The 20,198-nt window shown below is 72.7% G+C and carries 15 protein-coding genes, 1 tRNA gene, 1 rRNA gene and 1 pseudogene; 10 read left to right on the top strand and 8 right to left on the bottom strand.

What is annotated here, in order from left to right; genetic code table 11:
• Nucleotides 1-87 (top strand): 5S ribosomal RNA (rrf, locus tag ACFT41_RS06955); the annotation flags it as partial.
• 252 nt (nucleotides 88-339) lie between these two features.
• Nucleotides 340-966 (top strand): NADPH-dependent F420 reductase, encoded by a 627-nt coding sequence (locus tag ACFT41_RS06950; RefSeq protein ID WP_377586301.1) that lies wholly within the window; start codon nucleotides 340-342, stop codon nucleotides 964-966.
• 102 nt (nucleotides 967-1,068) lie between these two features.
• On the opposite strand, the gene ACFT41_RS06945 is transcribed toward ACFT41_RS06950, so the two are convergent.
• Nucleotides 1,069-2,883 carry a VanW family protein gene (locus ACFT41_RS06945; protein ID WP_377586299.1) on the bottom strand — a complete coding sequence of 605 codons (1,815 nt, stop codon included), beginning with the start codon at nucleotides 2,881-2,883 and terminating at the stop codon, nucleotides 1,069-1,071.
• Nucleotides 2,884-3,503: 620 nt separating this feature from the next.
• On the opposite strand from ACFT41_RS06945, the gene ACFT41_RS06940 reads away from it, so the two are divergent.
• Nucleotides 3,504-4,046, top strand: a complete 543-nt coding sequence (locus ACFT41_RS06940) for a DUF6230 family protein (RefSeq protein ID WP_377586319.1) — start codon at nucleotides 3,504-3,506, stop codon at nucleotides 4,044-4,046.
• A gap of 83 nt (nucleotides 4,047-4,129) precedes the next feature.
• On the top strand, nucleotides 4,130-5,797 hold the full coding sequence (locus ACFT41_RS06935; protein ID WP_377586297.1) for a DUF6114 domain-containing protein: 1,668 nt from the start codon (nucleotides 4,130-4,132) through the stop codon (nucleotides 5,795-5,797).
• Nucleotides 5,798-5,859: 62 nt separating this feature from the next.
• Here ACFT41_RS06935 and ACFT41_RS06930 read toward each other — a convergent pair whose 3' ends face one another.
• Nucleotides 5,860-7,530, bottom strand: coding sequence for a DUF885 domain-containing protein (locus tag ACFT41_RS06930; protein ID WP_377586295.1), 1,671 nt, complete (start codon nucleotides 7,528-7,530; stop codon nucleotides 5,860-5,862).
• 153 nt (nucleotides 7,531-7,683) lie between these two features.
• On the opposite strand from ACFT41_RS06930, the pseudogene ACFT41_RS06925 reads away from it, so the two are divergent.
• Nucleotides 7,684-8,827, top strand: a pseudogene (locus ACFT41_RS06925) (DMT family transporter); the annotation flags it as partial.
• Here ACFT41_RS06925 and ACFT41_RS06920 read toward each other — a convergent pair.
• From ACFT41_RS06920 to ACFT41_RS06910, 3 genes are all read right to left on the bottom strand, one after another.
• Entirely contained in the window at nucleotides 8,716-9,780 is a 1,065-nt protein-coding gene (locus ACFT41_RS06920) for a PHP domain-containing protein (protein WP_377586293.1), read from the bottom strand. The pseudogene ACFT41_RS06925 and the gene ACFT41_RS06920 overlap by 112 nt on opposite strands.
• An 89-nt stretch (nucleotides 9,781-9,869) precedes the next feature.
• Entirely contained in the window at nucleotides 9,870-12,800 is a 2,931-nt protein-coding gene (locus tag ACFT41_RS06915) for a glycosyl hydrolase (protein ID WP_377586291.1), read from the bottom strand.
• A gap of 196 nt (nucleotides 12,801-12,996) precedes the next feature.
• On the bottom strand, nucleotides 12,997-13,638 hold the full coding sequence (locus ACFT41_RS06910; protein WP_377586317.1) for a M23 family metallopeptidase: 642 nt from the start codon (nucleotides 13,636-13,638) through the stop codon (nucleotides 12,997-12,999).
• Between the two features lie 230 nt (nucleotides 13,639-13,868).
• Here ACFT41_RS06910 and ACFT41_RS06905 point away from each other — a divergent pair, with 230 nt between their 5' ends.
• From ACFT41_RS06905 to ACFT41_RS06890, 4 genes are all read left to right on the top strand, one after another.
• Nucleotides 13,869-14,264, top strand: coding sequence for a hypothetical protein (locus tag ACFT41_RS06905; protein WP_377586289.1), 396 nt, complete (start codon nucleotides 13,869-13,871; stop codon nucleotides 14,262-14,264).
• Between the two features lie 114 nt (nucleotides 14,265-14,378).
• Nucleotides 14,379-14,546, top strand: a complete 168-nt coding sequence (locus ACFT41_RS06900; RefSeq protein WP_377586287.1) for a hypothetical protein — start codon at nucleotides 14,379-14,381, stop codon at nucleotides 14,544-14,546.
• A gap of 137 nt (nucleotides 14,547-14,683) precedes the next feature.
• Complete coding sequence (locus ACFT41_RS06895) at nucleotides 14,684-15,232, top strand: tRNA adenosine deaminase-associated protein (RefSeq protein WP_377586285.1); 549 nt, start codon at nucleotides 14,684-14,686, stop codon at nucleotides 15,230-15,232.
• 121 nt (nucleotides 15,233-15,353) lie between these two features.
• The gene (locus ACFT41_RS06890; RefSeq protein WP_377586315.1) at nucleotides 15,354-15,884 is read left to right on the top strand and encodes a nucleoside deaminase; all 531 of its coding nucleotides are present in this window, start codon (nucleotides 15,354-15,356) and stop codon (nucleotides 15,882-15,884) included.
• A 94-nt stretch (nucleotides 15,885-15,978) separates the two neighbouring features.
• Here the strand turns inward: ACFT41_RS06890 and deoD are convergent, their stop codons facing one another.
• Entirely contained in the window at nucleotides 15,979-16,686 is a 708-nt protein-coding gene (gene deoD, locus ACFT41_RS06885; RefSeq protein WP_377586283.1) for a purine-nucleoside phosphorylase, read from the bottom strand.
• Nucleotides 16,687-16,761: 75 nt separating this feature from the next.
• Here deoD and ACFT41_RS06880 point away from each other — a divergent pair.
• Nucleotides 16,762-16,848, top strand: a tRNA-Ser gene (locus tag ACFT41_RS06880).
• A gap of 74 nt (nucleotides 16,849-16,922) precedes the next feature.
• Here the strand turns inward: ACFT41_RS06880 and ACFT41_RS06875 are convergent.
• Both ACFT41_RS06875 and ACFT41_RS06870 read right to left on the bottom strand, forming a co-directional pair.
• The gene (locus tag ACFT41_RS06875; protein WP_377586281.1) at nucleotides 16,923-17,963 is read right to left on the bottom strand and encodes a hypothetical protein; all 1,041 of its coding nucleotides are present in this window, start codon (nucleotides 17,961-17,963) and stop codon (nucleotides 16,923-16,925) included.
• A gap of 119 nt (nucleotides 17,964-18,082) precedes the next feature.
• The gene (locus tag ACFT41_RS06870) at nucleotides 18,083-20,155 is read right to left on the bottom strand and encodes an NACHT domain-containing protein (protein WP_377586279.1); all 2,073 of its coding nucleotides are present in this window, start codon (nucleotides 20,153-20,155) and stop codon (nucleotides 18,083-18,085) included.
• Nucleotides 20,156-20,198 lie beyond the last annotated feature (43 nt).

Genomic DNA, 20,198 nt, shown 5'->3' with positions numbered 1-20,198 from the left:
GGTTACATTCCGAACCCGGAAGCTAAGCCCTTCAGCGCCGATGGTACTGCACTCGGGAGGGTGTGGGAGAGTAGGACACCGCCGGACATTCTTTCGTTCAGGGCCACCCCTCACGGGGTGGCCCTGAACCGTTTCCAGGACCATCTTCCCGAACGCTCCCGCGGTGCCCGCCGGCTCGGTAGCGTCGATCGGGGACCCGCCGCCGGTGGCGTTCCCCGCGACCGTGGCCGGAAAGCCGCACGTGGCGCACGCCTCCAGCGCTATTGGGACGCGCCGGTCGGGGTGCCTGCCCACGGTTCGACCGAATCTGACCGCCGGGAGGCGGAGGCAGGAGTGGTCATGAAGATCGGAATCATCGGGTCGGGACACATCGGTGGCGCCCTCACCCGTCGGCTGCGCACCCTGGGCCACGACGTGACCGTCACCAACTCGCGGGGACCGGAGTCCCTCGGCGACCTGGCGCGGGAGACCGGCGCGACCGCGGGAACCCTGGAGCAGACCACCGAGCAGGCCGAGGTGGTCGTGGTGGCCATCCCGCTGCTGGCGGTGCCGGAGCTGCCGGACGGGCTCTTCGAGGGCAGGATCGTGGTGGATGCCGACAACTACTATCCGCAGCGGGACGGCGACATCGCCGAGCTGCTGGACCGCAGCCTCAGCTCCAGCCGGTGGACGGCCGAGCACCTGAAGGGCGCCCGGGTGGTGAAGGCGTTCAACAACATCCAGGCCCAGCACCTGATGGACAACGGGCGACCGGCCGGTGCGTCCGACCGGATCGCGCTGCCGGTGGCCGGCGACGACGCCGACGCCAAGCGCGTCGTGATGGAGCTGGTCGACGCCCTGGGCTTCGACCCGGTGGACGCCGGCACCCTCGACGAGAGCTGGCGGCAGCAGCCGGACACACCCGTGTACGGCACCGACCGCGAGGCCGACGGCGTACGCCAGGGGCTGGCCGACGCGCGGCCCTGAGCGCCTCGTTCCGGGCGGTGGGCGAGTTTCGCGTACCGAAGATGGGGATGCCCCGCCGGCGACGTGCCGGCGGGGCATCGGTGTGTCCGGGTCCGGCGGAGCTCAGTCGGCGGGGCCGCCGCAGACGTAGCGGGGCTCTGCCAGGTATCGCCAGGAGAACTTCTCCCGCTTGATCACCTTGCCGTCCTTCTTGATGACGCGGAAGGCGTCCTGGGCGAATCCGTCGATGCCGTTGCTGGGGATGCACGACGGGCCGGGCGTGAGGTGGATGGTCTTCGGCTTGGTGATGTCCCGGCGGGGCCCGTACTCCGTCTTGACGCTGTCGTAGATCTTCGTGCTCCAGATCGACACGGTGACCGAACTGGCGGTGGTCGAGGTGTCGATGAGGACGCCGTACTTCGTGTTGTTGCGGAACTTGAAGTCGAGGTTCGGCCAGAAGATCGTCGACTCGATGACCGGCGGGTACCGGCTGAACCAGTACGAGTGCGGCTTGTGCTCGACGTCCTCCAGGCCCGCGTAGTAGGTGGCGTTGAACAGGGTGGTGGTGAACTGGGAGGTGCCCCCGCCCACGCCGGGAACGAGCTTGCCGTCGAGGATCACCGGCGCGTCCCGGTAGCCCTGGGCGTAGCCGCGCTCGCCGGTGTGGCCGTTGAGGGAGAACGTCTCGCCGGGCGGCACGACCGTCCCGTCGACGTCCTTGGCGATCTGGACGATGTTCTGGCTGCGGGGCGAGGAGAGGCCACCGGTGAAGTGGGTGGTGAACCGGGAGACCCGTTCGACGATGCCCAGGCCGGCCAGCTTCTCGGTGGTCAGCTTCGGCTGGGTCTCCTTGAGCCGGCCGGTGACCGTACGACCGTCGGCGCGGGGCAGGATGGCGAGCAGGTCGCGGCTGAGCGCGGCGCTGTCGAGCTGCTGGCCGGGGTGCCCGTCGACCGGCTTCGGCTTGCCCCCGGTGACGGTCATCCGGGCGTCGCGGGGCTCGGTCTCGATGGCGTCCAGCTTGTCGCCGAGGGCCGCCCGCAGCCGCTTCACGTCGACGCGGGGGGTCAGCTTCCCGGCGTCGTCGGCGGTGAAGCGCAGGCTCCGGGCGATGGTGGCGGGCGGGATGGTGACGGAACCCTTGTCGGTGTCGAGGGTGACCGGGGCGGCGACGGCGGGGCGGGCCAGCTCGGCGACGAGCTTGTCGACCTCCTCGGCGCTGGTCGCCGGCGTGTTCTCCACCAGTGGCACGGTCACCGGCTGGCCGGAGAGCCAGCCGTCGCGGACCGCCTGGGCCGAGCGCTGCGGGTCGAGCGCGAGGCCGGACTTCGGGCGTACCGGCTTGGGGGTGGTCCCGGTGAAGATGATGGCCGGCACGGTCCACTCGCGGGTCTGGTCGCCGGCGGCCTTGCGCAGGGCCGCGTCGAGCTGGGCGGCGTCGACGGTCACCACCGGGGCGACGGCGCGGGAGCCGACGAGGCGGCTCACCGGATGCGCCTGGGCGTTCGCCGCCGCGTCCACCGTCGCCTCGACGTCAACTGCCAGCCCCACGTCGGCGGGGGCGAACTCCAGGCTCTTCTCGCCGACCGTGACCCGCAGAGGGGTGTTCGGGGTGCCCGCCTGTTCCAGCTCAGCGCGTAGTTCGCGGATCGCGTCGGTGCGGCTGCGTCCGCCCAGCTCGGTGCCGAGCACGGTCGTCCCGCGCGGGACGTCGCCGGCGTACGCGTAGGCGCTCACCCCGCCGACGGCGGCCAGGACGACGGTGCCGACGCCGGCGGCGAGCAGGACCCGCAGTCGCCGGGTGCGGCGGGCCGGGCCGCCGGCGGCTGTGGCTGCCGGGGCTACGGGGTCCGGCTCGTCGACCGGCCAGCTCACCGCGGTCACCTTGACGGTCGGCCGGTCGTCGGCGGGCGGTCGTGTTTCGCCGTACAGAGTCACAGCAACCTCGATCGGTACGTACCACGTGGGAGCGTCTCCCACCCGGGAGACACCTACGGTAACCAACGGCGCGGCCGTCCGGCAGTCTGCGCCCCCGGCCGTGTCCGTGCAGCGTGTCGGCGTCGGGCGCACCGGGCGTCCGTCGGGCTGCGGCAGGCGGTCCAAGCAGGGTTTCCCCGTGTCGGGGCCGCCGCCGCACCACAGGAGTGATCGATGGATCACTCTCAGCGGTCTGGCAGGTTCCCGTTACCGAAAAGTTACCAGCAGGTATCACGGCTACGGGGCGTGAGTCTCGGCGTGTCGGGTGTCGCACTCGGCCCGGTTTGCCCGGTGGGTCGACGGGGGTGGGTGTTGACCGAAGGTGACCGTAGCCGATCTTGCCGGGGCGGGCGGGTTACCCGTCGGTAGCAAGGGTCTTGTGACCTGGGTCGCTTCGCGGGAGCATCCAATCCGCACGCTGCGCGCGCCGTCCGGCCAGCGGATCGCAGCAGCCACCGCAGCTTCCCCCACCCCCCGAGCCGCGATCCCGCGCTCGGTGACCCCCGTTCGAGGAGGACCTCGTGAAGGATTCGGAAGACCGTCTGGAGCAGGGCGGCACCCGCTGGCGGCGGTTCGCCGCGATGATGGTGCCCGCGACCGCCGTAGCCGGTGCCATCGTCTTCGGCATGGCCAACGGCGCGATCGCGGCGTCGTTCGCCGTCTCCGGCCAGACCTTCAAGGTCGGCGCCTCGAAGCTGGAGGGCACCGGCTTCAAGCAGTACGGCGGGTTCGTCAAGGAGAAGGACGGCACCGCACACCCGGTGGCGGTGTCCGAGATCGAGGACGCCAAGCTGTACGACCTCTGCCAGTCGGTGAAGATCCCGGACCTGCCGATCGTGCTCACCATCAACGCCGGCGGCGGCGGCAACCCGGCCACCGCCAAGGGCCTGCTGATCGACATGGACTCCCTGGGTGGCGACGCCGAGTTCAAGAACATCAAGATCGGCCGGGACGCCACCGATCTCAACGCCGGTGCCACCGCGAAGTCGTTCGGGCAGAGCGCCGACAGCGTGACCATCACCGGCCTGGAGCAGGTGGCCCGCTCCACCAGCGCCGCGATCTTCACCCTCAACGGGCTGAAGCTCAAGGTCAACATGGGCGCCGCCGCCAAGGAATGTTTCTGAGCTAGCCACCGGGGCCTGTGGGGGCGGCCCCCCACGGGCCCCGGCCCTCTCTCGTCACCAGTGAGCACCGCCAGGAGGAGTACGTGACGACCGCCAACCCGCAGCACGCCCAGCCGGGCCGGGTCAGTCAGGCGTGGCGCAACTTCCGCCGCTGGCGGCGAGCCAGGCCCTTCTGGGGCGGCCTGTTCACCGCGCTGGCCGGGCTGGAGATCTTCTCCACCACCCAGATGAGTCTGAGCGGCCTGAGTTTCCAGATGGGGCCGACCGGTTTCCTGTCCTGGCTGATCCCGGTGATCCTGGTGGCCTGCGGGATGCTGATGTGGTTCAGCCCGCAGCAGCGGATGTTCTATGCGATCGTCGGCGCGGTGACCGCCGTGTTCTCGCTCATCGGGGTCAACCTCGGCGGCTTCTTCGTCGGCCTGCTGCTCGGCATGGTCGGCAGCGCCCTCGGCTTCGCCTGGGTGCCCGCCCGCCGACCGGCCGCCGCGCCAGCCGAGTCCGGGCCGGCCGGAACCCCGACCGTGGGGCCGGACACCGGGCCCACCGAAGCCGACGCCGACCGTGCCGACGAGTTGGCGCTGGTCGACGAGCTGATGCCCCGCGCCCAGCACCCCGACGAGGTCACCGGCCCGCTCACCGACGCCCTGCCCCCGCCCCGCAACCCGCTGCGGGAGTCGCTGCCCGCCGACGCGCCGCCCCCGCTGCGGGAGTCGCTGCCCGCCGACCGGGGCGACGACAGCACCCAGGTGCTGCCGGTGGTCGGGGCGGACGGCCGCCCGCAGCGCCGGCCGGCCGAGGACGGCCCGGGCCAACCCGGCACGCATCGGAACCCGAGGCTGCTGGCGATCACCCTGGTGCTGCTCAGCGTCTCGGCCGCCGGGGCGCTGGCGCTGCGCGACCAGGCCCCGGTGCAGGCCGCCCCCGCCGTCCCGTGCCCCACCCCGTCCGCCACCCGCCCGGCCGAGCCCGACCCGTCGGCGTCGCGCCCGGCCGGCGAGAGCCCCAGCCCCAGCCCCAGCCCCAGCCCCAGCGCGGAGAAGACCTCCGGGGGCAACGTGCTCAGCGACATCATCGACGGTATCGGCGACCTCTTCACCGGCGGCGACGACGCTGCGCCGGCCGCCGGGCCGACGGCGAGCCCGGAGCCGAAGGAAGCCGCGCCCACCACGGGAGCACCGACCGCCGGGCCGACGACCACCGCCCGGCCGACCCCGGACGCGTCGACCACCCCCGACGAGCCAGGCGACGGATGCGCCACCCCCGAGCCCACCGAGCCGGCCGAGGTCGAACCCGGTGAGCCGCTGCCCAGGATCGCCGCCGAGCCCAGCCAGCCCCGGGTGGCGGCGAAGCCGTCGAAGCTCACCGGCTCGAAGGTCACCATGACCGGGCTGCGCTTCGAGGGGATCGTCGACCTGCCGACCGGCGACGGCACGCTCAAGGCGCTGAAGTTCAGCATGGCCAAAGCGGTCACCGACGACTTCCTGCTCCAGGCGGACGGCCCCGGCGGCAAGTCACAGCGGTACGCGACGGACCGGCTGACCATCCAGGGAAACGTGGCGTTCTATGCCACCCGGTTCGTCGGCCGGCTGCTCGGCATCAAGATCACCCTTACGCCGGACCTGCCGTTCCCGGACGGCATCCCGATCACCTCGCCGATCCCGATCACCTTCACCGACCCGGTGATCGACCTCGCGTACGTCGAGTGCGACGTCCTCACCGGAAAGCCTGCGCTCAAGCTCGACCTGGCCTGACCCGCCCCGACGCGACGGCCGGGGCCAACCCCCGGGCCCCGGCCGTCGTCGGTGCGGAGGACTCAGATGCGGGCGAGCGCCCGCCGCAGCGGGTCGAGGCCCAGCGCCCCCAGGTCCAGCGCCTGCCGGTGGAACTCGCGCAGGTCGAAGTCGGCGCCCTTGCGGGCCTTCGCGTCCTCCCGGGCCTGGAGCCAGATCCGCTCCCCGACCTTGTACGAGGGGGCCTGCCCCGGCCAGCCCAGGTAGCGGTTCAGCTCGAAGCGCAGGTTCTCGTCGGGCACCCGGCAGTGCGCCCGCATGAACTCCCAGCCCAGCTCCGGGGTCCACCGCTCGCCCGGGTGGAAGTCGAACGGGTTGTCCCGCGGGATCTCCAGCTCCAGGTGCATGCCGATGTCGACGATCACCCGGGCGGCGCGGAACGCCTGCCCGTCGAGCATGCCGAGCTTGTCGCCCGGGTCCTCCAGGTAGCCCAGCTCGTCCATCAGCCGCTCGGAGTAGAGCGCCCACCCCTCGCCGTGCCCGGAGACCCAGCACAGCAGCCGCTGCCAGCGGTTGAGCTTCTCGGCCCGGACGGCGGTCTGGGCGACCTGGAGGTGGTGGCCCGGGACGCCCTCGTGGTAGACGGTGGTCACCTCGCGCCAGGTGGAGAAGTCGGTGACGCCCTGCGGCACCGCCCACCACATCCGCCCCGGGCGGGAGAAGTCCTCGCTCGGGCCCGTGTAGTAGATCGCGCCGTCGCTGGTCGGGGCGAGGCAGCACTCGATGCGGCGCACCTGCTCCGGGATGTCGAAGTGGGTGCCGTGCAGGTCGCCGATCGCCTTGTCGGCCAGCGCCTGCATCCAGTCCCGGAACGCCTCCTTGCCCGCGATGGTGCGCGCCGGGTCGGCGTCCAGCGCGGCCACCGCCTCGTCGATCGTCGCGCCCGGGCCGACGATCCGCGCGGCGACCGTCCGCATGTCGGCCTCCAGCCGGGCCAGCTCCGCGAACCCCCAGGCGTACGTCTCGTCGAGGTCGACCCGCGCGCCGAGGAAGTACTGCGAGGCCAGCTCGTAGCGTTCCCGGCCGGCGGCCTGCCTGTCGCGCCCCAGCGGGGCCAGCTCGTCGCGGAGGAACTGGCCGAACCCGGCGGTGGCGGCGGTGGCCGCCGCCGCGCCCCGGCGCAGCTCCGCCCCGAGCGTGCCGTCGACGCCGAGCCGCTCCACCAGGCCGTGGAAGAAGTTGTCGCCGTCCGGGTCCGTCCAGACGTCGCACTGCTTGGCGACCTCGACGAGCTGCGCCTTCGAGCTGACCCGGCCCGCGCCGGCCGCCTCGCGCAGCGTCGTCTTGTAGCCCTCCACGGTGCCCGCGAACCGGTTGAGCCGGGCCGCGATGTTGGCCTGCGCCTGCTCGCCCTCGGTGGGCATCAGGTCGAAGACCATGCGGACGTCGTGCAGCCCGCTGGCGATGACGTTGACCTCGCTGGTCGTCTCGCCCGCCTCGTACCGGGCGAGGTCCAGGCCGAGCCGCTCCTGCATGGCCTCCCGGGCCGTCCGCTCCGCCTCGGACTCGGGCTCGGTGACGTCGAGGTCGGCCAGCGTGCGCCGGGTCAGCTCCGCCCGCGCCGCGTAGCCCTCCGGCGACAGGTCGTCGAGCCGGTCGTCGTGTCCGGCGATGCCGACGTAGGTGGCACCGACCGGGCTCAGCGGCGCCCAGTCGGCCACGTAGCGGTTGGCGAGGTCATCGATTCGTCCCACGGGGTGACACTACGCGACCGGGGTGCCCGGTTGTCGAGCGTGATTGCCGTGTTCAGGGGAGCAACTCGGCCACTGTAGGTGGTTCCTGTGGTGGTGGACACGGTGGCCGGAAACCGCGCGACATCGTCGTACCCCTGCGGCAGAGTGTCAGGGGTGAGACCCGACACCACCCCTGACAGGTCGGCGCTGCGCAGCTGGCTGCCCGGCTTCCTCGCGCTCGCCGTGATCTGGGGCTCCAGCTTCCTGTTCATCAAGGTCGGCGTCCGCGAGCTGCATCCGCTGCACCTCACCCTCTACCGGGTCGCCGCCGGGGCGCTGACCCTGGTCGTCGCGCTCGCGCTGCTGCGCGACCGGCTGCCCCGCGAGCCCCGGATCTGGGCCCACCAGTTCGTGGTCGCCGCGCTGGGCGTGGCCGTGCCGTTCACTCTCTTCGGGTACGGCGAGCAGCGGGTCGAGTCGATGCTCGCCGGGATCTGGAACGCCACCACGCCGCTGATCGTGCTGCCGATGGCGGTGCTCGTGTTCCGCACCGAGCGGCTGACCACCCGTAAGGCCGTCGGGCTGGGGCTCGGCTTCGCCGGGGTGCTCGTGGTGCTCGGGGTCTGGGCGGGCGTCGGCGGTGCCCACTTCACCGGTCAGCTCATGTGCTTCGGTGCGGCGGTCTGCTACGGCTTCGCCATCCCGTACCAGAAGCGGTTCGTCGCGGGCAGTGCCCACTCCGGCCTCTCGCTCTCGGCGGCCCAGCTCGTGCTGGCGACCGCGCAGCTCGCCGTGGTGGGTCCGCTGGTGGCGGGCGCGCCGCCGCTGCCCACCGACCTGTCGCCGGGTGCGCTGGCCAGCGTGCTCGCGCTCGGCGCGCTCGGCACCGGGCTGGCCTTCGTGATCAACCTGCGCAACATCCGGGTGGCGGGGGCGAGCACCGCGTCCATGGTGACCTACCTCGTCCCGATCTTCGCGGTGCTGATCGGGGCGCTGGCGCTCGGCGAGCGGCTCAACTGGCACCAGCCCGTCGGGGCGCTGATCGTGCTGGTCGGGGTCGCGGTGACCCAGGGCCTGCTCGGCCGGCGCAGCCGGGCCCGCGCGGTCGAGGCCGCCCCGCCCGCCGCCCCGGCCGCCGCCCGCTGAGCCGGCGCGCGTCCAGTCGCCGCCCGCTGGCCCGGCGCGGGCCGGGTCGGCGCAGGCCGGTCAGCCCCGGGCCCACGCCACGAGGCGCTCCGCCGGCCAGGTGTTGACCACCCGGTCGGCGGGGACGCCGCACAGGGCCGCCCGCTCGCAGCCGAACCGCTGCCAGTCGAGCTGGCCGGGCGCGTGCGCGTCGGTGTCGATCGCAAACCGGCAGCCGGCCTCCAGCGCCCGCCGGATCAGCCGCTTCGGCGGGTCCTGCCGCTCCGGCCGCGAGTTGATCTCGACGGCCACGTCGTGCTCGGCGCAGGCGGCGAAGACGGCGTCCGCGTCGAAGTCGCTCTCCGCCCGGGTACGCGGCCGGTGCGCCCGGTCGCCCGCCCCCTTCACCCCGGCCGGGCGCGACGACACCATCCGCCCGGTGCAGTGGCCGAGGATGTCCAGGTGCGGGTTGGCGATCGCCGCCAGCATCCGCCGGGTCATCCGGCCCCGCTCGTCGTTGAGGCCGCTGTGCACCGAGCCGACCACCACGTCGAGGCGGGCCAGCAGCTCCTCCTCCTGGTCCAGCGAGCCGTCGGCGAGGATGTCCACCTCGATGCCGGTGAGGACGCGGAACCCTTCGGGCAGCGCCGCGTTCACCGCCGCGACGTGGTCGAGCTGGCGGCGCAGCCGGTCCGCCGTGAGGCCCCGGGCCACCTTCAGCCGGGGCGAGTGGTCGGTGAGCACGACGTACTCGTGGCCCAGCTCGACCGCCGCGAGCGCCATCTCCTCGATGGGCGAGCCGCCGTCGGACCAGTCGGAGTGGGTGTGGCAGTCGCCGCGCAGCGCCGAGCGCAGCGCGGTGGCGGCGGCGTCCAGGTCGGTGCCCTCGGTGGCGACGAGCCGGCGCAGGTAGACGGGCTCCTCACCGGCCAGCGACTCGGCGACGCAGCGGGCGGTGACGTCGCCGACCCCGGCCAGCTCGGTGAGCTTTCCGGTGCGGGCCCGCTCGGCCAGTTCCGCCGCCGGCAGCGCGGCCAGGGTCTGCGCCGCCGACCGGAACGCCCGCACCCGGTAGGTCGCCTCGTTGGCCCGCTCCAGCAGGAACGCGATCCGGCGCAGGTCGGCGACGGGGTCCCGGTCGGTCATGCCCTGCAACCTACGCGCCCGCGCCGCCGGTCGGGGGTACGACCGGCGGCGCGGGGTGTGGGTGGTGCGTCGGGACCGGTGCGGACCGGTCAGGAGTACGGCAGCTTCACCACCGACTGGTTGCCGAGGCCGAGGGTGCTCGGGCTGCCCCCGATCGCCGACCAGACCTCCACCTTCACGGTGCCGCCCGCCAGGTTGCCGAGCGTGCCGCTGCTGGAGTGCAGCCCGGCGGCCTGGGTGTAGTGCTCGTACCCGGGGATCGGGTCGGTGGCGAAGTAGCGGTAGGTCTCCACCCGCTCCCAGCTCCCGTTGCCGGTGAGGTCGTAGGAGAGCCGCACCTGCACCCCGTTGCCGACGGCGGTGCCGGCGTCGAGGAAGAGGTCGAACGCGGTCTGCCCGCCGGCGTACGCGAGGTTGAGGCCGGTCGCGGTGAACACCTGGGCGTTGGTCGGGGTGCCGTCGTGGTTGCCGTTCGCCGCCGCCACCGTCGTGGTGCCCGCGCCGCCGGCCGCACCGAGCCCGCCCCCGGCGAGCAGGTAGCGCGTCGGCGAGCCGGTCGGCGGTGGGGTGGTCGGCGTCGGGCTCGGGCTGGTGGTTGTCGGGGTCGGCGACGGGCTGCTGGTGGTCGGCGTGGGGCTCGGGGTGCCCGTCGGCGGCACGCCGCCGCCGGCGTTGCCGCCGCTCCACGTGTACGCCCCGGTGGTGGCCGTCTTCCCGGCCGCCACGGTCAGCGTGGTGCCGTCGGAGAACCGCACCGTGATCGGCGCGGCGGTGATGTTCGACGCCACGTACGTCCGCGCCCCGTTGCGGGTGAAGACCGCGCTCAGCGGGTGGTTCGCGCTGACCGTGGTGTCGACCGTGCCGAGCGCGGCGAGGTTGCGGATCCAATGGAAGGTGTGCGCGCGGCTCTCCCCCTCCTCCGGCGTGTAGCCGGGGTTGGCCCGCAGGTTCGTCAGCGCCGTGCCGGCGTCGCCGAGCGCCTGGAACTGCCAGAGGATGTCCTGCCACACGGTCGGCTGCCCGTTGTTGTTGCGCACCAGCTCGGCGTAGTTGGTGCGGACGTACGCGGGGTCGTAGCCGAGGTAGAGGTGGCCGCCGGTGACGGGCAGCAGGTTGATGCCCTGGATCATCTCCGGCTCGGCGCTGAACCAGGTCGCGTACGCGCCGCCGTCGCCCCAGACCATGCCGACCGTCGAGTGCGCGAACCCGGCGGGGAAGTTCTCGTCGGCGTGGTCGAACCAGTATTCCTGGATCGTCGCCGCCTGCGTGGTGTAGAGGAAGATGCCGGCGTCGCGGACGGCCGTGTCGCCGGTGGCCTGACCCCACTGGATCAGGGCGTTGGCGAAGTTCATCCCCTCCGACGAGGACTCCTGGTTGTTGCCCGCGCCGAACGAGCCGTGCCCGGAGGCCCAGTCGTGGCCGGCGTAGATGTCGAAGTCCCGCAGGTACGGGAACCGGGTGTCGGCGCGGTCGTAGTTGTCGGCGTCCCGGATGAGCAGGTCGACCATGCCGCCGTAGCGGGCGTCGGTGGCCCACTGCGGGTCGAACTTGGCCAGGGTGGCCGCCGCGGCGATGAAGTAGCCGTAGTGGAAGTGGTGGTCGTTGAGCTCCTGGTCGGACCCGTACGAGGCCGGATAGCCGATCAGGGTGCCCCAGTTCTGGTCGTAGTAGAAGACCTTCGCGGCCTTGCCGGGCGAGGCGGTGAACCAGTCGGTGAGGGTGCTCCGGATGGCGTTGAGCGCGCTGTCGCGGGTGGCGGTGTCGTCGACGAGGTCGGCGACCTCGGCGATCCGGGCGGCCCGGCCGAGGCCCTTGCCGGTCCAGTACGTGTCGCCGCCGCGCTGGTCCATCGGGTTGCCCCGGACGGCGGCGAGCTGGTCGCGCAGGGTGGCCAGGTCGGCGCCGGAGCCGTCGCCGACGGCCGGCAGCTCCGGCAGCACCCCGTGGTAGGTCATCGCGGTGCGGAACTGGCTGACGCCGGTGAGGACCTTCATCCGGCCGCGCGCCGACGGGTACGTCTGGGTGATCGGCGTGGAGCCGGTCAGCGCCTTCCACTGGTGCGGGTAGAGGCTCACCACGGTCTGCGTGGCGGTGCCCTCCCGGGCGGTGGTGGTGAAGGCGTACGTGGTGGTCATCCGGCTGGCCGCCTGGTCGTAGGCGTACGAGACGCGGGTGCCGGTGACGTGGGCGTGCGCGTACCGGCCGTAGGTGGTGGCCAGGCTGGTGCGTTCGGCGGCGGTGCTGCCGGCGGTGGTGGGCAGCAGGGCGACGGAGAAGTAGCCCCGGCCCGCGAGGGTGGACGAGATCCGGCCCCCGCTGACCGTCCAGCTCGCGCCGCTCGGCGCGTACGCGACGTAGTCGTGGCCGGCGACGGTGAAGCCGATGGTCGCGCCGCTGTTCGACCACACGGTCGGGGTGCTGTTGGTGTTGACGACCGCGTCGCCGCCGGTGGCCTGGAAGTACGCGAACGGCAGGCCGTGGCCGATGGTGGCGCGCAGGCTGCGGGCGCCGTCGCTCCAGTACGGGGTGACGGTCCAGTCGGTCCAGCCGGCGACCTGCACGGTCGGCGCGGCGAGCCCGGCGACCCCGACGCGGATGTCCTGCGTGTAGGGGTAGTGGAACTCGCCGACCCCGGTGGCGGTGCCGCTGATCGCGGGGGTCGAGTTGGCCGAGAAGCCCAGCCCGTCGGTGAAGGTGTCGTAGGACAGCGGGTGGGCGTGCAGCGGCTCGCTGTAGGCGCAGTCGGTGCGCTTCCACAGCAGCGACGACCACCAGTCGTTGGTGGGCACGGCCCCGGCGGGGGCATCGGCGGTGACGTGCTGCCGGGGGTTGGTGGAGAGCTGCCCGCAGCCGGCGGGCAGCGGGCCGACGGGCGTGGTGGTGTAGCTGCCCGCCCCGACGGACGCGGCCTGGGCGGGGGCCGTGTTGACGGCCACGGCGAGGCTGCCGGCGGCGAGGGCGAGGACGGTGGACGAGGCGAGGGCCCAGAGGCGGCGGCGGTGTGGTGCGGGAGGTGTCACGGGTGCCTCCATCGCGCGGGTACGCCGGATCGGCCGGCGACGGCGCTTGGTCGGGATTGGGGAGGTTCGTTACCTGTGAGAGCGCTCTCTCATGACGGGACGTTAACCGGTACCCGAGACGTCCGTCAATGTGTCCGACCGGTTGAACCGGGATGTCGCGATTGGACCATCCCTGGTCCCACTCCCAGCCGGTTTCTCAGTCGGTGCCGGCCGGCGCCTTCGGGCAGCCGTGCTCGCGATGCCATGCGGCGACCTCGGCGGCCGGCTCCCGGTTGCCGCCGCGCCGCCACGAGTCCAGATAACGGGCCGGCCAGACCACCCCGCGCCGGATCCACCAGTCGCCCCGGCCCGCGCACTGCGGCGAGAGGCCGAAGTGCAGGTGGCAGACGTTGTTCGCGTTGCCCGTGCGGCCCACCCGGCCGAGCTGCCTCCCGGCCCGCACCCGCGTGCCGGCGTCGATCCCGTCGGCGAGCGCGCTCAGGTGCGAGCCGTAGTAGCGCACCCCGTCGTCGCCTAGCAGCGACACCGACAGGCCGCCGTTGTGGGGCCCCAGCGGCCCCCGCTTGTCGAACCGGTCCACCCGGCTCACCTCGAGGATCGTCCCGTCGGTCACCGCCACCACCGGCTCCCCGCAGTCGGCGAAGATGTCCGTCCCCGGGTACGCGGAGTGGGTCGGATGGTAGGCGACATCGCCCGCGCGCACCGGAAAGACATGCCGCAGGCCGGTGCGGGTCGGACTCGGCGACGCCGACGGCCGGGCGCTCGCCGACGGGGTGCCCGACGGCGACGGCGCCGACGGGTCGGCCGGTGTCGCGGGCGGCTGCCCGCCGGTGACCATCCCGGTCGGGGCCACCCAGCCGCCGGGCGTCCGGTTCGGCGGCGGCGCACCGCAACCGGCGGCCAGCACCGGCGCGAGCAGCAGCAGCACCGGGTACGCCGCGCGCAGGCGACGCCGACGCGGGAAGCACGAGGACATCCATCCATCCTGACAGAACCGTTACGGTGGGGAAGGAACGGTCCGGGGTGTCCACCCCGTGTCCCGCGGCAACCGGCGGACGGAGTGTGGTGATGACCTGGCAGCCTGCCCACCCGGACTGGGCCGACCCGGAGCAGCAGGCCCACCCCGGCTCGCGTACCCCCTCGGGGCTCTTCCCCTCCGGGCCGCCGTTGCGGCCGACCTGGCGCGAACCGCACCCGGTGACCGGGGCGGCGCTCGCCTCCGGGGCCGCCGTCACCGCCGCCTGGCTCGTGCTGTTCGCCCTCCTCGGCCGTGACGTCCCCACGTACGCCTGGTGGACCGTCGTCGCCGGCGGGCTGGCCTGGCTGGCCGCCCTGGCGCTGGCCCGCTACGGCGACCGTGGCGTCGCCGCCGGCGTCGCGATCGTCACCGCCGGCGGCTGGAGCATCGCCGCCGCCGTGGTGGCCGTGACCTGGGCGACGACGGGCGACTGGCCCCTCTGGTGACGGGCCTCCGCACGGTGGATCCGACCGGCACCGAGGCGCCACCGTCGGTCGCCGGTCGGCTGCGCACCAATTCCCGTCTTGACGTACCCGCTCCGACGGCGCACTCTCGGCGGTATGGCCTGGACCACCCCGCGGCTCGACCCTGAGCGGAGCCGCCGCCGCCTCCAGATCCTCGCCGAGCTGGCGGGGGCCCGAGCGGGACGCGAGCGGGAACGGCCCCAACGCGCGCGCACCGAGCGGCTGCGGCAACTCATCGCCACCCGCCGCCGGGTCGGGGGCTGACGGCTCCGGCCGACCGCCACACTTTCCACGGGAATGACCGGCCCTTCGGGGCGTTGACCGGTCGCCTGCCGACCCGACCGGTTAACGTGCACGCGTAACGAGTCGGCGTGCTGTGCCGAGGCAAACTTGGGGGAACCGTGTCGTACTTCGCTGCCGCCGTGGTGCGCGACGGAGGCGGCTGGACCGCCGCAGAGGTGAACCTGCGTGGGGCCACCGACGTCGACGAGGTCGCCGACCGGCTGCGTGACGTCGAGCCCGACGCCGACCTGTCGCTGCTCTTCGTCGAGGCCGACGACGCCTACCTGGTCATCCTGCGCCTCGACGAGGGCGAGGACCTGCGGGTGTTCGGCTCCGACTCCGCGTACGCCGAGGAGTCCCGGCTCGGTGCCCTGCTGATCGGCGACCTGAAGGGATCGGTCACCGGCTTCGACGACACCGAGGGGCCCCGGCCGGGAACTGGCACTGGCACTGGCAGCGGCACCGGCGACGACGACAGCGAGCAGCCGGCCGTCGACCCGGAGGCGGACCCGGTCGGCGACGCCGACCTCCTCGCCGACCTCGGCATCCCCGCGCAGCGGCTGCTGCGACTGTGCGCCCACGAGGGCATGCTGCCGGCCGACGTGACCGCCGAGGTGTGTCAGGTCCTGGGCTGCGTCGACGAGGTCGAGGAACTGCGTGGCGTCTGAGCCGGCCGACGCCACCGACCCGGCCCTGGGCACCGTGCGGCCGGGGCAGCCGACCCCGGGATCGTCGCGGCGGATCGGTCCGGGTGCCGACGAGGGCCTCGCGGACCCGGGCGGGGCGGATCTGGGCGGGGCGGGTCGCCGGCAGCGGCACGAGCTGTGGATGCGGCGTGCCCTCCAGGTCGCGGTCACCGGCCCCGCGCCGGCCCGTGTGGGCGAAGCGGCTTGCGTCGAGATGGCGGCCGACGAGGCGGCTCGCATCGACGCGGCGGTCGACGACGTGCCGGTTGGTGCCGTGATCTACGGCTCGGACGGCGCCGAGCTGGCCTACGGGCGCAACGAGCGGGAGCTGACCGGGGACCCGACCGCACACGCGGAGGTGCTGGCGCTGCGCCGGGCCGCCGAGCGCCTGGGCCGGTGGCGGCTGGACGACTGCACCCTCGTGGTGACGCTGGAACCCTGCACGATGTGCGCCGGGGCCATCGTGCTCGCCCGCGTCGCGACGGTCGTCTTCGGGGCCTGGGAGCCCAAGACCGGGGCGGCCGGTTCGCTCTGGGACGTCCTGCGCGACCGGCGGCTCAACCACCGCCCCGAGGTCTACGGCGGGGTGCTGGAGGCGGAGAACTCCGCTGTCCTGCGCGCCTTCTTCCGCTGACCGCCGCTGCCCCGCTCGTTCCGGGAACGAGCACGATCTTGTGGCGGCCCACGGCCCTGGCCCACGGCCTGTCGGGCGTGGGCCAGGCGGGTGGTCAGGCGACGGCCGTGTCCAGGCCGATCTCGACCATCTGGGAGAAGGTCTGCTCGCGCTCCTCCGAGGTGGTCTTCTCGCCGGTCTTGATGTGGTCGCTGACCGTGAGGATGGTCAGCGCGCGGGCGCGGAATCGGGCAGCGATCGTGTAGAGCGCCGCCGACTCCATCTCCACCGCCAGGACCCCGTAGTCGGCGAGGCTGTCGTAGAGGTCCGGCCGGTCGGTGTAGAAGGCGTCCGCCGCCAGGATCGGGCCCACCCGCATGGTGATGCCGCGCCGCTCGGCCACCTCGACCGACGTACGCAGCAGCCCGAAGTCGGCGACCGGGGCGTAGTCGATCAGGCCGGCGAAGCGCATCCGGTTCATGTTCGAGTCGGTGGACGAGCCGATGGCCGCCACCACGTCCCGCAGTTGGAGTTCCTCGGTCAGCGCCCCGCAGGAGCCGACCCGGATCAGGGTCTTCACGCCGTACTCGTTGATCAGCTCGTGGGCGTAGATCGAGGCGGACGGCATGCCCATGCCGGAGCCCTGGACGGAGACGTCCACCCCGTTCCAGCGGCCGGTGAAGCCCAGCATGCCCCGGACCGTCGAGTAGCACCTGGCGTCCTCGAGGTAGGTCTCCGCGATCCACTTGGCCCGCAGCGGGTCGCCCGGCATCAGGACCCGCTCGGCGATCTCTCCCGGCTTCGCGCCGATGTGCGTACTCATGGCAAAGATCCTGCCAGGCCGACCGGGGGGATACCGGTTCGGCATCCGCGACCGGGGTCCTGTAGCCTCGTCGGCGGTGGCGTGTCCGAGTGGCCTAAGGAGCACGCCTCGAAAGCGTGTGAGGGTTTACGCCCTCCGCGGGTTCAAATCCCGCCGCCACCGCTCGTGAACAGCGAGAACGCCCGGTCGATCCGCGAGGATCGCACCGGGCGTTCCGGGTTCTGGTCTCGGTTGGGTCAGCCCTTGATCGAGTTGGGCACCACCGGGACCGTCACCGACGTGCCCGCGCCCTCGGTGACGTCCGGCACCAGTATCTCGGTGACCTCGATCTCGGGGCGCTGCGTGCGCTTGGCGATGCTGTCCGTCTCCCGCTGCACCGGGCAGAACGGCAGCTCCGGCCAGAACTCGGCGAACACCTCCCACGCGGCGGTCTCCTGCCGCCGCAGCTTCTCGACCTCCATGCCGTCGTACTCGCCCACGCCGATGTCCGGCACGGCGGCCGCGTCGAACGCCTTCGCCAGCAGGACGACCATGTCGTCGTACCGGTTGGGGTCGATGGGCCGGCCGAGGCCCCAGTCCTCACGCGTCCGGCGCAGCCGGTTCCGGTCCTCGTTGCTGACTTTCGCCTCCTGCCCCTCGCGGACGAGCAGACCCTCATCGTCCTTTCCCGTCCACCAGCTGGCGTAATAGGTGCTCTGGTAGCCCTGGCACAGGTAGCGGTTGCCATTCGAGTGGATTTCCAGCAGGAAGGTGTGCACGGACGGGAAGGAACAGTCGAGGAGCAGGATCTGCCCAGGCTGCGGCACCTTCCGGAAAATCTCCGTCAACCGATGCCCGGCACCCGAGCCGACCTTCGTCGACATTCCCGCCTCGATGCCACCAACGAAGGTGGGGTGTCGCTTCTTCAGCTCGACCAGGATGTTTTCCGCCGTCTTTCCGCAGTTGGCCCAGTTGACGCTGCCCATCGCCATCTTGAACAGGCCCTCGTTGCGGGACTTCACCTCGTTGGTGTTCCGCTCACCCAGGAAGCCGCCGGTCTTCAACCGCATCTGGGCCGCCCGCACGGCCTGCGCCCAGGAGGGGAACGACTCCTTGCCCTCGGGTCCGGACCAGAGGATAAGCTGCGTCAGGATGGCCTGTCGTTCGTGCTCCGCCAACTCCTCACCGGTCGTCTGCTGATACTGGCCGAACGCCTGCTCGATCTGCTCGGCGTAGGGGTCCAACGCGCCCGTGATGCTCAGGTCCGGAATCGGGTTCCTGGCGATGGTCAGCAACATCTGCTCCTCGGCGTGGTCGTCGACGTCGGAATGACGCCGACACCGAAGAATGCCGTACGGGAGTGGGCGCAGACGCGCTTCTGTCCGGGATCCGCAGCTCGACTATCCGCAACCCGATCTCACGGGCGCGGGAGCGCCTGGGCGTCGGACTTGGTCAGCCGGTCGGCGAAGAACTCCAGCAGCTCCCGGTGGACGAAGATGTAGCCGTCGCCGACGTCCCGCAGGAACAGGCACTGCACGGCGTAGTCGAGGAACGGCCGCAGCGGGAGGGGCACGGCACCCTCGCGGGCGAGCCGCCGGCGTACCAGCCACTGTTCGGTGAGGGGCCCGAGAGCGACGGCCACCAGCAGGTACGACGCGGCGAAGGCTCCGAGGACCGCCCCGTACCGCAGGCCCGTGCCGCTTGGGCTGTCGACGAGCAGCCAGCCGAGAATGCCGGCGACGACAGCGATCACCGGCGCTTCGCCGGCGGCGGCCCGGAGTTGCTGCCGCAGGGCGGGGCTCGGGATCTCCCGTTGCGGGGTGCCGCCCGGCGGGCCGGCCAGGTGGAGCTTGAACAGCAGGGAATCGGCGGCAGCCATGCTGAGCAACGTGGCCAACAGGAACGCGAAGCCGTACGCCAGCTGGGGGAGCGGTCCCCACCAGGTGTGCCGGGTGTCGGCGTGGCCGAGGACCAGCCCCACCAGCATCGAGTTGCCGAGGATCTGCCAGCCGGCCCCGGAGAAGCGGACCATCCAGGTGAGACTCGTTCGGATGTCGTGCGGCCAGGCGACGGGCACTCGCCGTACATCATCCGCCGGGCGCTCCCGGGACGTGATCCGTTCGACGACGTGGTATGTGTCGAGCCCGAGGCCCAGTGCCGTCAGCACTCCCGCTGCCGCGCCGACCACGAGGCCGGGCCAGCCGAGCAGGCCGGTGCCGAGCAGGGCGAGCAGCCCGCCCACGGCGACGCTGGCCAGTGCCTGGCTGAGCACGCCGGCACTCCGGAAGGCCCGGAGCGGCGACCAGTCGGGGGTGATCAGGTCGAGGACGAAGATGGTCTGTTGCCGCTTGCGCAACTGGTGGCCGAGCACCGACAGGTAGCGGACCGCCTGCTCCGGCCGGTACGCCGGGTGCGGGCGGTGCCGCAGCATCGTCTCGACGTACCGGGCGAAGAGGCGGGTGCGGCGACCGCCGGGACCGGCGGTCGGGCCGGGACCGTCGGCGTAGGCCAGGCCCATGATGGCGAGCAGCAGTGGCGACCCGGTGAACTCCCACAGGCCCTCGTCGGCGGCGAGGGCGGCCCGGAGGCCGGCGAGGGCGGGCCCGGAGCGGTCCAGGTACCGCTCGATCTGCGGCCGGGTCAGCGGCTGGATCGTCACCGTGCCGTAGACGGGAAGGCCGGTGTGGAGCTCCCGGTACTCGGCCTCGCGGCAGCAGATCGCAATCGGGGTGAGCGGCTGCCGGGCGTGGAACGCGGCGATCGCCGCCGCGCACTCGTCGCGGCGGGCCGCGACGACCTCGTCGAGGCCGTCGAGCAGGGGCAGGATCGCGCCGGCCTCGATCCACGCGCCCGCCTGCCGGGACGGGATGCCGTACCGCTCGGTCAGTTCGGCGGCGAGCCACTGCTCCAGCGGCTGGCGTCGGGTGGCCCACGACGAGAGGTTCAGCACCACCGGGGACGGGGCCTCCGGGTCCTGTTCGGCCGCGTCGATCAGCTCCCGGGCGAGCTCCAGCAGGGTGGTCGTCTTGCCGGAGCCGGGCGCACCGAGGATCACCACGGCCCGGTCGAGCCGCTCGAAGAGGCCGGCCACGGACGCGCCTTCGTCGAGGACGCCGGTGAAGCCGTCGCGGTGGGTGGCCCGCAGCGTCCACGGGTACCGCCGGTCGTCGGCCGACGCGGTGACGCCCAGTTGGATCCGCGCCTCCTGGTGCAGGGATCGTTCCAGCACGCTGGTGATCCAGTACCGGCGTACCCGGTCGAGCAGGACCCGGCGGGCGTGCGTCGCGGTCACGCCGGTGACCGGCGCGGACTCGCGGGCCCGTCGGATCTCGACCACCATCAGCGCCACGACCACCACGGCGAGCGCCGGCCAGGCGAGCCACAGGCGCGGCGTCCACTCATCGGGCAGCGCCCCGGTGGCGACGTTGGTGACGACGCCCAGCAGGGTCACGCAGACCACCGAGAGGACGACCATGGTTACCCGACGCATGCGTCGTCTCTACCGTCCGGCCCGCGTCCGCACAACCCATGAT

This window comes from Micromonospora sp. NPDC057141 (assembly GCF_042670805.1).
Lineage (GTDB): Bacteria > Actinomycetota > Actinomycetes > Mycobacteriales > Micromonosporaceae > Micromonospora.
This window is presented reverse-complemented; position numbering and strand designations above follow the sequence as displayed.

Bases quoted from the DNA above. Each gene is read 5' to 3' on its own strand.
- ACFT41_RS06950 (WP_377586301.1), top strand. From the start codon at position 340: ATGAAGATCGGAATCATCGGGTCGGGACACATCGGTGGCGCCCTCACC.
- ACFT41_RS06920 (WP_377586293.1), bottom strand. From the start codon at position 9,780: ATGACCGACCGGGACCCCGTCGCCGACCTGCGCCGGATCGCGTTCCTG.
- ACFT41_RS06870 (WP_377586279.1), bottom strand. From the start codon at position 20,155: ATGCGTCGGGTAACCATGGTCGTCCTCTCGGTGGTCTGCGTGACCCTG.
- ACFT41_RS06900 (WP_377586287.1), top strand. From the start codon at position 14,379: ATGGCCTGGACCACCCCGCGGCTCGACCCTGAGCGGAGCCGCCGCCGC.
- ACFT41_RS06875 (WP_377586281.1), bottom strand. From the start codon at position 17,963: ATGTTGCTGACCATCGCCAGGAACCCGATTCCGGACCTGAGCATCACG.
- ACFT41_RS06905 (WP_377586289.1), top strand. From the start codon at position 13,869: ATGACCTGGCAGCCTGCCCACCCGGACTGGGCCGACCCGGAGCAGCAG.
- deoD (WP_377586283.1), bottom strand. From the start codon at position 16,686: ATGAGTACGCACATCGGCGCGAAGCCGGGAGAGATCGCCGAGCGGGTC.
- ACFT41_RS06910 (WP_377586317.1), bottom strand. From the start codon at position 13,638: ATGGTCACCGGCGGGCAGCCGCCCGCGACACCGGCCGACCCGTCGGCG.
- ACFT41_RS06940 (WP_377586319.1), top strand. From the start codon at position 3,504: ATGATGGTGCCCGCGACCGCCGTAGCCGGTGCCATCGTCTTCGGCATG.